The organism is Microbacterium sp. Leaf151 (assembly GCF_001424225.1).
Taxonomy (GTDB): Bacteria; Actinomycetota; Actinomycetes; order Actinomycetales; family Microbacteriaceae; genus Microbacterium.
In genome coordinates this window covers 628,389-641,419 of the sequence record NZ_LMOR01000002.1, presented here as the reverse complement: position 1 = coordinate 641,419, position 13,031 = coordinate 628,389, and the positions used below count along the sequence as shown (strand labels likewise).

Annotated in this window: 11 protein-coding genes and 1 tRNA gene; 5 read left to right on the top strand and 7 right to left on the bottom strand. The window is 70.7% G+C overall.

What is annotated here, in order from left to right:
• Positions 1-74 precede the first annotated feature (74 nt).
• Together ASF76_RS07080 and ASF76_RS07075 are read right to left on the bottom strand one after the other, a co-directional pair.
• Positions 75-662 carry a histidine phosphatase family protein gene (locus tag ASF76_RS07080; RefSeq protein ID WP_055955047.1) on the bottom strand — a complete coding sequence of 196 codons (588 nt, stop codon included), beginning with the start codon at positions 660-662 and terminating at the stop codon, positions 75-77.
• Positions 663-765: 103 nt separating this feature from the next.
• A complete protein-coding gene (locus ASF76_RS07075) occupies positions 766-1,614 on the bottom strand; it encodes a Sir2 family NAD-dependent protein deacetylase (RefSeq protein ID WP_055955044.1) in 849 nt (282 codons plus the stop codon).
• A gap of 111 nt (positions 1,615-1,725) precedes the next feature.
• On the opposite strand from ASF76_RS07075, the gene ASF76_RS07070 reads away from it, so the two are divergent.
• Positions 1,726-2,532 (top strand): TrmH family RNA methyltransferase, encoded by an 807-nt coding sequence (locus tag ASF76_RS07070; protein ID WP_055955041.1) that lies wholly within the window; start codon positions 1,726-1,728, stop codon positions 2,530-2,532.
• A 112-nt stretch (positions 2,533-2,644) separates the two neighbouring features.
• Here the strand turns inward: ASF76_RS07070 and ASF76_RS07065 are convergent, their stop codons facing one another.
• A complete protein-coding gene (locus ASF76_RS07065) occupies positions 2,645-3,406 on the bottom strand; it encodes a hypothetical protein (protein ID WP_055955037.1) in 762 nt (253 codons plus the stop codon).
• A complete protein-coding gene (locus ASF76_RS07060; protein WP_055955034.1) occupies positions 3,403-4,263 on the bottom strand; it encodes an SGNH/GDSL hydrolase family protein in 861 nt (286 codons plus the stop codon). Before ASF76_RS07060 ends, ASF76_RS07065 begins: the two co-directional genes overlap by 4 nt.
• Before the next feature lie 612 nt (positions 4,264-4,875).
• Here ASF76_RS07060 and ASF76_RS07050 point away from each other — a divergent pair.
• Positions 4,876-6,735, top strand: coding sequence for a DEAD/DEAH box helicase (locus tag ASF76_RS07050; protein WP_235561249.1), 1,860 nt, complete (start codon positions 4,876-4,878; stop codon positions 6,733-6,735).
• 237 nt (positions 6,736-6,972) lie between these two features.
• Positions 6,973-8,052 carry a VIT1/CCC1 transporter family protein gene (locus tag ASF76_RS07045; RefSeq protein ID WP_055955026.1) on the top strand — a complete coding sequence of 360 codons (1,080 nt, stop codon included), beginning with the start codon at positions 6,973-6,975 and terminating at the stop codon, positions 8,050-8,052.
• Positions 8,053-8,193: 141 nt separating this feature from the next.
• Here ASF76_RS07045 and ASF76_RS07040 read toward each other — a convergent pair whose 3' ends face one another.
• Positions 8,194-9,240, bottom strand: coding sequence for an isopenicillin N synthase family dioxygenase (locus tag ASF76_RS07040; RefSeq protein WP_055955023.1), 1,047 nt, complete (start codon positions 9,238-9,240; stop codon positions 8,194-8,196).
• 183 nt (positions 9,241-9,423) lie between these two features.
• A tRNA-Leu gene (locus tag ASF76_RS07035) sits at positions 9,424-9,509 on the bottom strand.
• 203 nt (positions 9,510-9,712) lie between these two features.
• Here ASF76_RS07035 and ASF76_RS07030 point away from each other — a divergent pair.
• Together ASF76_RS07030 and ASF76_RS07025 are read left to right on the top strand one after the other, a co-directional pair.
• The gene (locus tag ASF76_RS07030) at positions 9,713-11,014 is read left to right on the top strand and encodes a M20/M25/M40 family metallo-hydrolase (RefSeq protein ID WP_055955019.1); all 1,302 of its coding nucleotides are present in this window, start codon (positions 9,713-9,715) and stop codon (positions 11,012-11,014) included.
• An 8-nt stretch (positions 11,015-11,022) separates the two neighbouring features.
• Positions 11,023-11,871, top strand: coding sequence for an undecaprenyl-diphosphate phosphatase (locus ASF76_RS07025; protein WP_055955016.1), 849 nt, complete (start codon positions 11,023-11,025; stop codon positions 11,869-11,871).
• Between the two features lie 100 nt (positions 11,872-11,971).
• Here the strand turns inward: ASF76_RS07025 and ASF76_RS07020 are convergent, their stop codons facing one another.
• Entirely contained in the window at positions 11,972-12,844 is an 873-nt protein-coding gene (locus tag ASF76_RS07020) for a PAC2 family protein (protein WP_055955013.1), read from the bottom strand.
• Positions 12,845-13,031 lie beyond the last annotated feature (187 nt).

Here is a 13,031-nt window from a genome sequence, read left to right as displayed (position 1 = left end):
GGTGGTCGGGCACGCGTCGCGGTCGCTGCGGCGGACCCAGGACCGGGCGAGGCCGACGCCCCCCGGAGGCCTTGTCAGCTCGCGACGCCGGCGTAGGCCAGCATCTCCCAGGCGTCGCCGTCGAGGCGGAACGTGGTGGCCGAGCAGTTGGGCAGGCGCTCGCCCTCGCGGGGGAACGCCCCGTCGGTGGCGAACATGATGACCTCGCGGATCAGCGCGCCGTGCGCGACCGCGATGACATCGACACCCTCGGGTGTCTCGGCGACGACCTCGGCGAGGGCGACGAGCGCGCGTTCCCGCACCACCGGCCACGTCTCGGCGTTCGGCACGTCGGCGGCATGCCACGGACCGTAGGTCTCGGAGAAGGTGGCGACGTCGAGTCCCTCGGCGTCGCCGTAGGAACGTTCCTGCAGTCCCGGCATCCGCCTGCTCACGGTCGTGCCCAGGGCCGCGGCGATCACGTCGGCGGTCTCGGCCGCGCGCGAGAGATCACTCGAGACGATGACCACCTCACGGCCGGCGTACTCGGTCGCGAGACGCTCGGCGAGTTCGCGTGCCTGGCCGCGGCCGGTGTCGTTCAGGGGGATGTCGGTCGAGCCCTGGATGCGCCCCCCGGAGTTCCAGTCGGTCTCACCGTGTCGCACAAGGGTCAGGATCGTCACCGGTCGAGCCTAACGGAGCGGGGGATCAGTCGGTCCGGCCCCGCGAGCGGACCCTCCCGTGAGCTCGCGTCGGAGACGTGGGGCGCGGAGGAGATGCGGGCTGTCAGAGCAGCCCGGGCAGTCGTTCTGCGAGCGCGCGGAGGGCGTCGGTCGTTCCGCCGTCGACCTTCACCGTTGCCCGCTGGTCGGCACGGGTCTCACCCCTGTTGACGATCACGACCGGCAGGCGCTTGCGTCGAGCGCGCTCCACAAGCCGGATGCCGGAGTTCACCACGAGCGACGACCCCGCCACCACGAGCGCGTCGCTGGTGTGCACGAGCTGCTCGGCCTCACGGAACTTCTCGACCGGGATGTACTCGCCGAAGAACACCACGTCGGGCTTCAGCGTGCCGCCGCACACCGAGCACACCGGAACGACGAAGCCGTCGGCCGATGCCGGCGTCACGTCGCCGTCGGGACCCAGCTCGACGTTCTCGGGAAGGCTGATCCACGGGTTATCGGCCTCGACGCGCTCGGCGAGGTCGCGACGGTCGAACACCTGCCCGCACTGCAGGCAGCCCACGCGGCGCATGGTGCCGTGCAGCTCGACGACCCGCCCGCTGCCCGCGCGCACGTGCAGGCCGTCGACGTTCTGCGTCACGACACCGTTCGCCACCCCCGCGGCCTCGAGGTCGGCAAGAGCGCGATGCCCGTCGTTCGGCTCGGCCGCGGCGAACACCTTCCACCCGAGGTGGCTGCCCACCCAGTAACGGCGGCGGGCGTCGGCGCTGGCGAGGAACTGCTGCGCGGTCATCGGCGTGCGCGTCGGCGCGCCCTTGCCGCGGTAGTCGGGGATCCCCGAATCCGTCGACACACCCGCGCCGGTCAGCACCGCGATGCGCCGGCCGGCGAGCACCTCGACAGCCCGATCGATGGATGCCGAGAACCCGGCATCCTTCGTCGTGTCGGTCATGCACACCTCCGTCGCACCGAGTCTAAGGTGGGGCGCCGACACCGGCTCGCACGGTGGGCGTCGCACACCTCCCGCGTCCGGCATCCTGTGCTCGGCTGGCACGATGGGACGATGCCCGTCATCTCCCTCGACTCCGCCGACGACCCGCGTCTCGCCGACTATCGCGACCTCACCGACGTGTCGCTGCGCCGCGTGACGGAGCCGGCGGGTGGCCTCTACATCGCCGAGTCGTCCAAGGTGCTCGACCGCGCGCTCCGCGCCGGTCATCGACCCCGCTCGGTCCTCGTGCAGGAGAAGTTCCTCACCGACGCCGTCGCCCTCGTGGGCGAGGATGCCGAGGTGTACGTCGTCCGGGCCGAGGTCGCCGAGCAGGTCACCGGGTACGCCGTGCACCGGGGGCTCCTGGCATCCATGCACCGTCCGGCCCTCGCATCCGTCGCCGAGGTCGTCGCCGGAGCGCGACTGGTCGTGGTGCTCGAAGACATCGTCGACCACACCAACATCGGTGCCGCGTTCCGGTCGGCGGCCGCCCTCGGAGCGGATGCCGTGCTCGTCACGCCGCGCTGCGCCGACCCGCTGTACCGACGCAGCGTTCGCGTGAGCATGGGCACGGTGTTCCAGGTGCCGTGGACGCGACTCCCCGAATGGTCGGAGGCGAAGCCCCAACTGGTCGACGCGGGCCTGCATCTCGCAGCCCTCGCGCTTTCCGACGACGCCGTCACCCTCGACGCGTTCTCGGCCGCCGGGCACGAGCGCGTCGCCCTGCTGCTGGGCGCCGAGGGCGACGGGCTCAGCCGAAGCGCGCTCGCCGCTGCCGACTCGATCGTGACGATTCCGATGGCCGGGGGCGTGGACTCCCTCAATGTCGCCGCGGCGAGCGCGGTCGCGCTGTGGGAGCTGGGGCGCGGGCGGCGCTGATCCACGCGAGGCGGCCGCTGAACGGCGGCGCCGCTACCTCGCAGAGAAATGAGCGGGAGGTCCTGGCCGGCCCGGCGCTGATTCACGCGAGGCAGCCGCTGAGGCGGCGCCGCTACCTTGCAGAGAAATGAGCGGGAGGTCCCGGCCGGCCCGGCCCCTCGCCGTCGGGAGAGGGCGGCGGCCCGGTCACCGTTCGCTCGCGATACCAGCGCTCCGACTCCGCGGCGGCGCGTACCCGGGAGTCGGGGTCGTTCTCGAGCGCGGTGATCACATCATCGGGGAGCTCCTGCTCTCCGGCCAGGTACCACCGGTCGATGACCGATCCGGCGCGCAGAACGCGGCGGGCACGGTCATCGTCGCGGGGAAGTCCGTCTTCCGGCGTGTCCTCGCGCTCGATCGCGAGGTGCAGATTCGCCGGCGCGAGCACCTTTCCCGGCTGGTGATCGGGCCGTACGTACAGAGAGATGACCACGTCGCCGCCGCGCCATTCCAAGGGGTACGTGGCCATCCAGTCACCCATCGTCCAGCGGGTGTCGTGGAGCGTCCACCCCGACCAGTCGTCTCCGTCGGTGCGGAAGGACCAGCGTTCGGGCCGGGAGGACAGGAAAGACGCCACCGCCTGCGCCCGCATGCGGATCTCGGTTTCGTCGCCCTCGAAGAACACCGAGACGTTGGGCGCCCACGCCGACGAGAGCAAGTCCCCGTCATCCGTACCGAAGCGACCGCTCTCGACCTCGGGCGTCCACCCGGCATCGGTCAGCGCCGCGGCGAGAGACTCGGCGTCGCGTAGCAGGGTGTCGGCGTCAGCGACCTGGAGAAGCGCCCGTACGGCGTCGGGCAGCGGGGCGGGAGCGTCGGTCGACACGGCCGTCACACCGGCGTCTCGGGCGACGCTGTGGCATCCCTTCCCGGGGCGAGCGTCGTCATGGGCAGCGGCTCGGGTCGTTTGGCGTGCACGTGGTCGCCCGACGACTGGTGTCGCAGGCGTCGCAGCACCCAGGGCATGAGGTACGAACGCGCCCACACCAGGTCTTTCTCTCTCGCGGCGCGCCATGTGGTGGCCGTGAGGGCTTCCGGCTGGTGCGGCTGGAGGTCGTTGGGAACGTTCAACGCGCGCAATACCATGCGAGCCACCTCGTGGTGGCCGAGCGCGTTGTAGTGCAGTCGGTCATCGTCGAAGAAGCGCATGTCCTGCACCTCTTTCAGCCCCCACTGATCGGCGACGACGCAGTCGTGGGCGTCGGCGATCGCGCGGATGTTCTCGTTGTAGATCGCCACCTTGCCCCGGATGCCGCGGAACACGGGCGTGAATTCGGTGTCGATGGCCGTGAACACCACGACGGTCGCATCGTCGCGGCGGAGGCGCACGACGGCGTCCTCGAACTGCTGCGAGACCGCGTCGGGATCGGTGCCGGGACGGATGACGTCGTTCCCCCCGGCGGAGAAGGTGATCAGGTCGGGCTTGAGCGCCAGCGCGGGCTCGATCTGGTCGGCGACGATCTGCGCGATGAGCTTGCCGCGCACGGCGAGGTTCGCGTAGGCGAAGTCGTCGACCTGTGCGGCGAGCACCTCGGCGACACGGTCGGCCCAGCCGCGATGACCGCCGTCGGGCACGGGATCGCCGATGCCCTCGGTGAACGAGTCGCCCAACGCGACGTAGCGCCGCCACGGGTGCGGACCGGGGTTGTCGAGCGAGGGCGAGGTGCGGGGCGAGTGCGGATCGAGTGTCATTCGAAACCTCCGCTCCCAGGCTAACCCCGGCCTCCGACATCGCCCGAGTGTCCGGTTCCAGGTGCCGGGGACCCCCACGCATAAACACGGTTCGTGCCCGTAAACACGTCGTCGTCGCGTTTCTGCGCACGAATCGTGTTTATCGCCGACGGGAGCAGGGAACCGCTCACAGGACGACGCCGAGAAGCGCAGAACCGCCTATCGTGGATGTTCGCGCTCGCGTGGGAAGGAGGTTCGATGCTGGAGGCAGAAGCCCGCACCCCGAACCCTCCGCCCACCGAGGTCTCCGCCCCGGCGGAGAGACCGAACATCGCGAGCCCCGGCCCGGTAGCGAGCCCCGGCCCGGTAGCGGGCCCTGGCCATAATGCGAGCCCCGCCCCGGTAGCGAGCCCAGGTCTGGTCGCGAGCCCTGGCCTTGTAGCGAACCCTGGCCTTGTAGCGAGCCCTGGCCTTGTAGCGAGCCCTGGCCTTGTAGCGAGCCCCGGCCATAACGCGAGCCCCGGCGCCGTCGCGAGCCCCGCCCCGGTAGCGAGCCCCGACCCGGTAGCGAACCCCGGCCTCGTCGCGAGCCCCGACCCGGCCCACGCCACCGCCCCCGTCGCCGACCATGCGGTGCCGGGGGAGGAACCCCTGCCCGCCGACGGCGCCGAGCCCCACTTCGGCTCCTTCGCCGCCGAGCACCTCTCGCCCTCGTTCCCGCAGCGAGCGCCGTGGGGAACCGCCCAGCGCCTCCGCGCGTGGCAGGCCGAGGCGCTCGACCTGTATTTCGGGCTCGACGGACCCGACGGCGAGGGCAAAGGTCCCCGCGACTTCCTCGCCGCGGCCACCCCCGGCGCCGGCAAGACGACGTTCGCCCTGCGCCTCGCCTCCGAGCTCATGCGCCGCCGAGTCATCGACCGCATCGTCGTCGTGGCCCCCACCGAGCACCTCAAGACCCAGTGGGCCGAGGCGGCCGCGAGGGTCGGCATCCGACTCGATCCGTTCTTCTCCAATCGCCACGCGACGCCGTCCCGGCAGTACCACGGGGTCGCGGTGACCTACGCGCAGGTGGCGGTCAAAGCCGAGGTGCACCAGCGTCTGACCATGGATGCCAGAACCCTGGTCGTCCTCGACGAGGTGCACCACGGCGGCGACGCGCTCAGCTGGGGCGACGCCCTCCGCGAGGCCTACAACCGCGCCACGCGGCGCCTGCTGCTCTCGGGGACGCCGTTCCGCAGCGACACCGCGCCCATCCCGTTCGTGGAGTACCACCCGAACGCCAAGGGCATCCGCCTCTCGCGCACCGACTACGCCTACGGCTACCGGCGCGCCCTCGACGACGGTGTCGTCCGCCCGGTCTTCTTCCTCGTGTACGCCGGTCAGATGCGCTGGCGCACCAAGGCGGGTGAGGAGATGGAGGCCCAGCTCGGGCAGGACAACACCAAAGACATCACCTCGCAGGCGTGGCGCACCGCGCTCGACCCGAACGGCGACTGGATCCCCGCCGTCCTCCGCTCCGCCGATCGACGCCTGACCGAGGTGCGCGAGACGGTCCCGGATGCCGGGGGACTCGTCATCGCGACCGATCAGACCGCCGCGCGCGCCTACGCCGCCATCCTCGAGGACATCAGCGGCGAGAAAGTCACCGTCGTCCTCTCTGACGAAGCCGAGGCCTCGGGTCGCATCGAGACGTTCTCGAAGGGCACGAGCCGGTGGATGGTCGCCGTGCGCATGGTGTCGGAGGGCGTCGACGTGCCGCGTCTCGCGGTCGGCGTGTACGCCACGAGCGCCTCGACCCCCCTGTTCTTCGCCCAGGCCATCGGCCGTTTCGTGCGTGCCCGTCGTCGAGGAGAGACCGCGAGCGTCTTCCTGCCCAACGTGCCCCAGCTGCTCGCCCTCGCCGGTGAGATGGAGGCGCAGCGCGACCACGCCCTCGACCGCGACAGCGACGCGGAAGATCAGTGGAACGCCGAAGAAGACATGATGGATGCCGCCGAGCGCGAAGACAAGGCATCCGACGCGCTCGAGCAGGAGTTCGAGTATCAGGCGCTCGGCTCGCTCGCCCACTTCGACCGGGTGCTCTTCGACGGGCAGGAGTTCGGACAGCTCGCGGTCCCGGGAACCATCGAGGAGGAGGAGTTCCTCGGCATCCCGGGCCTCCTCGAGCCCGATCAGGTGCACGAGGTGCTCATGTCACGGGCGACCCGGCAATCGCGCCACCGCTCCACTCGCGAGGCGACCGAGAAGGAGAGCGGCGTCGAGCCGCCCCCGGTCGACGAGGGAGGGCTTCCCGCACCGCTGCACCGCACCCTGAAGGAGCAGCGACAGCTCCTCAACACGATGGTCGGCCTGTACGCCCGGCAGAGCGGCGAGCCGCACGGCCTCGTGCACGCCGAGCTCCGGCGTATCTGCGGCGGTCCCGCCGTTTCGCACGCCACCGTCGCACAACTGCAGGCGCGCATCGACGTGCTGCGGCGGCGCGTGCACTCCTGAGGCGCACCGCGGTACCCGAGGGCCACGTGACTCGGGACGCGCCGCGTGGCTCACGGGACAGCCGCGTCACCGAAGCCGACGCCCCGCGTGCTTTCGCGGCGCCGAAATGCTGGCATCCACTCGTCGTCGTCCGCGTCTTCCCGGGCTTCGGAGGCCCGAAATGCTGTCAGTATCGGCCGACGCGCCCGGGGGAGCGGAACCGCCTCATTACGGTGGGGGACGACCCGAAGGAGCCCCGTGACGACCGTCGCCACCCCCACCGCCCGTGACCGCCGCCGCTGGGCGCACTATCTCGTCGACGAGCGCGCCGAGGCGCGCGTCTACCGCGAACTCGCATCCCGGCGCAGCGGCGAGGAGCGCGAGATCCTGCTGGCGCTCGCCGAGGCCGAGGGTCGCCACGAGCAGCACTGGATCGACCTGCTCGGAGAGCAGCCGCACCGATTGCCGTCCGCGGGCCTCAGCACCCGCATGCTCGCCTGGATGGCCCGCCGCTTCGGCTCCATCTTCGTGCTGGCCCTCGCGCAGAACGCCGAGGCACGCTCGCCGTACGCCGACGAGCCCTACGCGACCCCGGCGATGGCGGCCGACGAACGGGTGCACCACGAGGTGGTCCGCGGACTCGCCGCCCGCGGACGCCGCCGCCTCTCGGGGACCTTCCGTGCCGCCGTCTTCGGCGCCAACGACGGCCTGGTCTCCAACCTCGCCCTCGTGATGGGTGTGGGCGCCACCGGCGTCGCTCCCAGCTTCGTGCTCTTCAGCGGCATCGCGGGCCTGCTCGCGGGAGCCCTGTCGATGGGCGCAGGGGAGTTCGTGTCGGTCCGCTCCCAGCGCGAGCTCCTCGAGGCCACCGAAGAGAGCGACTTCGCCGACTCCGCTCTCCCTCACCTCGATCTGGATGCCAACGAGCTCGCCCTCGTCTACCGCACGCGCGGGATGGATCCGGATGCCGCCCTCGCGAAAGCCCGCGAGACCGTCACTGCCGCGCAGGCGGGAACCGCTCCGGTCGCGGCGGCTCCGGGGCAGTCCTCGCACGACGTCGTCGGCAGCGCGTGGGGGGCGTCGATCTCGAGCTTCCTGTTCTTCGCCTCCGGGGCCATCATCCCGGTGCTGCCGTGGATCTTCGGTATGTCCGGCCTCGGTGCGGTCGTGCTCGCGTTGGTGCTCGTGGGCATCGCCCTGATGGCCACCGGCGCGATGGTGGGTCTGCTCTCGGGAGCGTCCCCGCTCAAGCGGGGCCTGCGTCAACTCGCGATCGGCTTCGGTGCCGCCGCCGTGACGTACGTGCTCGGTCTGCTGTTCGGCGTGTCGGCCGCCTGACCCGCCGCCCGTCTCCGCCCTCTCATCGATAAACACGATCCGTGCGCGTAAACACGGCGCCACCGCGTTTCTGCGCACGGATCGTGTTTATGCGCGGACGCAGGCCGGCCCGCCGCGCCGCCGCCCCGCCGGGCGCGCTCCTCAGACGCGGCTGGCCGCCGCCACCCGCGCCGCCTCGCGCACGGCGCCGACGTTCTTGCGACCCGCGCGGGATCCGGCGAGCTTGGCCGTGATGTGCTCCCGCACGGTCACCGGGTCGTACAGGGCCGGCGCCTCGTCCGAGGTGAAATGCGGCAGCGGTGCGATCACCGCGTCGGCGTCGCCGTCGTGGAAGAACGCCGCCGACCGCCGCCGCTCGATCGTGCCGTCGACCACCGGGGGCTTCACCCGGTGCAGCGTCGACAACCACTTGTCATTCGTCAGCCGCGCCGCGACGTCGCCGAGGTTGACCAGCAGCGCCCCCTCCGCCGGCGAGACGTCGTTCCACGAGCCGTCCTGCCCGAGCACCTGCAGGCCAGCGACGCGATCGGCCCACAGCACGGTCACCAGTCCGAAGTCGGTGTGCTCGCCCATGCCCGTCAGCTCGGCATCCAGCTCGATCGATCCCGGAGGCAGCGCGTAGTTGTTCATCCGCAACACGTCGATCGAGTGCCCGGTGATGCCGTCGAAGAAGTCGTCGGACACACGCAACGCCGCGGCGAACACGCGGGTCAACGTCTGCGCCACCCGCCGCGCCTCGTCGTAGTACGCGCTCACCGCCGGCTCGAAGTCCGCCACGTCGTCGGGCCACGTGTTCTCGGCGTAGTCCGATGCCGTCGCGGTCGTTCCCGGATACTCCCGCCACGACGTCCCCACGTTGAACGCCTCGAAGAAGTCGTTCATCCGAGTGACCGGATCGACGCCCAGGCTGTAGCTCAGCGACTCGCTCTTCGGGGGGCTGTACCCGCGGTTCTCGGCGCCCGGCCGCACGTACCGCTTCTTGGCGTCGAGGGGGAGGGTGAAGAACCGGTCGAGAGCGCCCGTCAGGTCGTGGATCACGGCGGGGTGGATGCCATGACCCACGACCTGCATGAACCCGACGGTGCGGCACGCGTGGTCGACGGCGGCGACCACGGCGGCGCGCGCGTCGGGCGATCCGGGTCCCACCCAGGCCGAGATATCGATCGTGGGCACACGGAAGGAAGCCATGTCTCGACGCTAAGCGCGTCGTGTCACGTCGGTGTTTCCGCGGCGTCACGGATGAGCGGGCGCGGTCGTGCACGGACGAGCGGATCCGGCGTGGGCCCAACCCCGCACGGGTTCGAAATCCTCCCACTCCCGCAGACAATGACGAAGGCCCCCGGGATGAACCCGGGGGCCTTCGTCATTCTGTGCGCGAGGGGGGACTTGAACCCCCACGCCCGTTAAAGGGCACTAGCACCTCAAGCTAGCGCGTCTACCTATTCCGCCACCCGCGCATTGGGTGTTTGTCGCTTGCGCAACGAGGAACGACATTACCACGCCGCAGACCACGACTCGAACCGGTACCCCGCCCCGGGCGCGTCCCACCGGCCGCACGCGGCCGACGACGGCGTGCGGTACCGACGAGCTGCGCACCACCCGTCCTCCCCGGGGCGACGCGCGACGGGAGAGGTCGCCGCGCCCCGGTACGGTAGTGCGCATGTCCGAGCGCGAAACCGTCGTCCCCGAAGTCGCACGCGTCGCGTCCGACCTCATCCGGTTCGACACCTCGAACTTCGGTGGCGGTCGCGCCAACGGCGAGCGCGAAGCCGCCGAGTACGTCGGCGCCTACCTCGAGGGGCTGGGCCTCGACACCGACTACTACGAGCCGGTCGAGCGCCGCACCAACGTGTGCGCCCGCGTTCCGGGTCGCAACCCCGACAAGCCCGCACTGATCCTGCACGGGCACCTCGACGTCGTGCCCGCCGTCGCCGAAGACTGGAGCGTCGACCCGTTCGCCGGCGAGATCCGCGACGGCATCCTGTGGGGTCGGGGCGCCGTCGACATGAAGGACATGGATGCCATGATCCTCACCTCCGTCGCCGACCTGCTGCGCGCGGGGGAGCAACCCGAACGCGATGTGATCGTCACGTTCTTCGCCGACGAGGAGAACGGCGGCGTCGAGGGATCGGCGCGCGTCGTCTCGGACCGGCCCGAATGGTTCTCCGGCGCCACCGAGGCCATCAGCGAGGTCGGTGGCTACTCCATCGCCGTCGGCGACCGCCGTGCGTACCTGCTGCAGGTGGGCGAGAAAGCCCTGATCTGGATCAAGCTCATCGCCCGGGGACGCGCCGGCCACGGCAGCGGTCTGCACCCCGACAATGCCGTCACCCGTCTCGCCGAGGCGGTGACCGCCCTCGGGAAGACCGAATGGCCCATCCGCCTGACCGACACGACCGCCGCGCTCCTGGCGGGACTCGCCGAAATCACGGGCGATGACGCGGGCGATCCCGACGCGCTCGCGTTGCGCACCGGCGCGGCATCCAGCTTCATCCGCTCCACCTTGCGCACCACGACGAACCCGACCGGACTGACCGCCGGCTACAAGCACAACGTCATCCCCGACCGCGCCGAGGCGTTGGTCGACGTACGCGTGCTGCCGGGAACCGAGGCCGCCGCGCTGGCGGACATCCGCCGCATCGTCGGCGACGGCGTCGAGATCGAGATCGTCCATCAGGACATCGGTCTCGAGGTGCCCTTCGCCGGCGACCTGGTCGACGCGATGATCGCGCAGCTCGACCGCCACGACCCGGGTGTCCCCGTCGTGCCGTACCTCATGGGCGGCGGCACCGACAACAAAGCCCTCTCCACCCTCGGAATCTCCGGTTACGGATTCGCGCCGTTGCGACTTCCCGCCGATCTCGACTTCACCGGAATGTTCCACGGTGTCGACGAGCGCGTCCCCGTCGACGCGCTCGAGTTCGGTCGACGTGTTCTCGCCGACCTCCTCCGGACGTACTGAAGGACCGCATGCATATCTTCGAGGTCATCATCCTCGGGCTCGTTCAGGGCCTCACCGAATTCCTCCCCATCTCCTCGAGCGCGCACCTGCGCATCGTGGGGGAGTTCCTCCCGTCGCAGACCGATCCCGGCGCGACCTTCACCGCGATCACGCAGATCGGCACCGAGCTGGCGGTGCTGATCTACTTCCGCAAGAAGATCGCCCGTGTCATCTCGCGCTGGTTCGGCTCGCTCACCGGAAAGGTTCCGCGCAACGACCCCGACGCCCGCATGGGGTGGCTCGTGATCATCGGCACCATCCCCATCGGCCTGCTGGGCGTGCTGCTGCAGAGCCTCATCCGTGACAACTTCCGCAGCCTCTGGATCACCGCCGCCGTGCTCATCGTCTTCGGCATCCTGCTCGGTCTCGCCGACCACTACGGCAAGCGCCGTCGCGAACTCGACGACCTCACCTACCCGCACGGCATCGCCTACGGCTTCGCGCAGGCGCTCGCGCTCGTGCCCGGCGTCTCGCGCTCCGGTGCGACGACGACACTCGGACGCGCCCTCGGCTACAAGCGCACCGCCGTGGCCGAATACTCGTTCCTGCTCGCGGTTCCGGCGGTCTTCGCCAGCGGCTTCTTCGAGCTGTACCGGAGTTTCGACGAGGGCACCGGGCCCTACAACCTGGGTGAGACGGCGATCGCCACGGTCATCGCCTTCGTCGTCGGCTACCTCGTGATCGCATTCCTCATGCAGTACCTCAAGCGCGGCAGCTTCCTGCCGTTCGTGATCTACCGCGTGATCCTCGGCATCGTGATCATCGTGCTCCTCGCGCTCGGGGTGGTGCCGGCCGAGTCGGCGATCATCGCGAGCTGAGTTCCGGATGCCACGAAGGCGCCGCTCCGATCGGGGCGGCGCCTTCGTCGTGTATCGGCGGCTTCGCGAACGGGCTCGACGGCCGGTTCGGAGCCGCGTGTCAGCGTCGGGGCGGATCGTCGCGGCCGGGCTTGGCGGGACCGTCGCCACCGCCGCCGCGGCGGAGGTACCGCTCGAACTCCTGCGCGATGGCGTCGCCGGACGCCTCGGGGGAGTCCCACGTGTCGCGCGTCTGCTCGAGCTGACGGATGTAGTCGCTCATCTCGTCGTCGTCGGCGGCCGCCGCGTCGATCGACGCCTCCCACTGCCGCGATTCGGCTTCGAGGTCTCCGCGCGGCACGGTGATGCCCGTGATCGATTCGAGGCGCTCGAGCAGTGCGAGCGTGGCCTTGGGTGATGGGGTGTGGCCCGCGACGTAGTGCGGCACGCTCGCCCACAGGCTCGCCGTCGGGATGCCGACCTGCTCCGACGCGTGGCCGATGGCGCTCAGGATGCCGACGGGCCCCTCGTAGAGGCTCCGCTCGAGCCCGAGCGACTGGCGGACGCCTTCGTTGTCGCTGCCGGCGAAGACCGAGATGGGTCGGGTGTGGGGGACGTCCGACATCATCGAGCCCAGGGCGACGAAGCCCGTGATGTCCTCGCGCAGGGCGACGTCGATGAACTCGGCGGCGAAAGCCTGCCAGGCGCGCGCGGGTTCGACACCGACGAGCAGCCAGATCTCGGCGTCGTCGGAGCGCTGTGTCGGGCGCAGCAGCTTCGCCTCCGGCCACGTGAGGGTGCGTCGGCCCTCGGCATCCAGTCCGATCTGCGGACGGGTGTACTGGTAGTCGAAGTACAACTCGGGGTCGACGGAGTGCACGACGTCGTACTCGACGTCGGCCCGCAGCATCGACGCTGCCGCCGAGGCGGCCTCCCCGGCGTCGTTCCACCCGTCGAACGCGGCGACGATGATCCGGCGACCCAGTGCGTCCACGCAACCTCCTCTGCCCCGTCGGGGCTGGGTTCCAGGATAGGCGCACGCACGACGGCGCGGTCGGACGCCGCCGCCGTGCGCAACGGCGGATCGTTCCGGCGACACACCGAGGATGCCGGTGCGTGAACGGCGCGCCGAGGCCGGCATCCGCCGCTGTGCACGGGCGGGACGCCGCGCGGACCCGCGG

What these genes read in the sequence shown, in the direction of transcription:
- ASF76_RS07025 (WP_055955016.1), top strand. Translation starts at nt 11,023, where the DNA reads ATGCATATCTTCGAGGTCATCATCCTCGGGCTCGTTCAGGGCCTCACC.
- ASF76_RS07070 (WP_055955041.1), top strand. Translation starts at nt 1,726, where the DNA reads ATGCCCGTCATCTCCCTCGACTCCGCCGACGACCCGCGTCTCGCCGAC.
- ASF76_RS07030 (WP_055955019.1), top strand. Translation starts at nt 9,713, where the DNA reads ATGTCCGAGCGCGAAACCGTCGTCCCCGAAGTCGCACGCGTCGCGTCC.
- ASF76_RS07060 (WP_055955034.1), bottom strand. Translation starts at nt 4,263, where the DNA reads ATGACACTCGATCCGCACTCGCCCCGCACCTCGCCCTCGCTCGACAAC.
- ASF76_RS07075 (WP_055955044.1), bottom strand. Translation starts at nt 1,614, where the DNA reads ATGACCGACACGACGAAGGATGCCGGGTTCTCGGCATCCATCGATCGG.
- ASF76_RS07040 (WP_055955023.1), bottom strand. Translation starts at nt 9,240, where the DNA reads ATGGCTTCCTTCCGTGTGCCCACGATCGATATCTCGGCCTGGGTGGGA.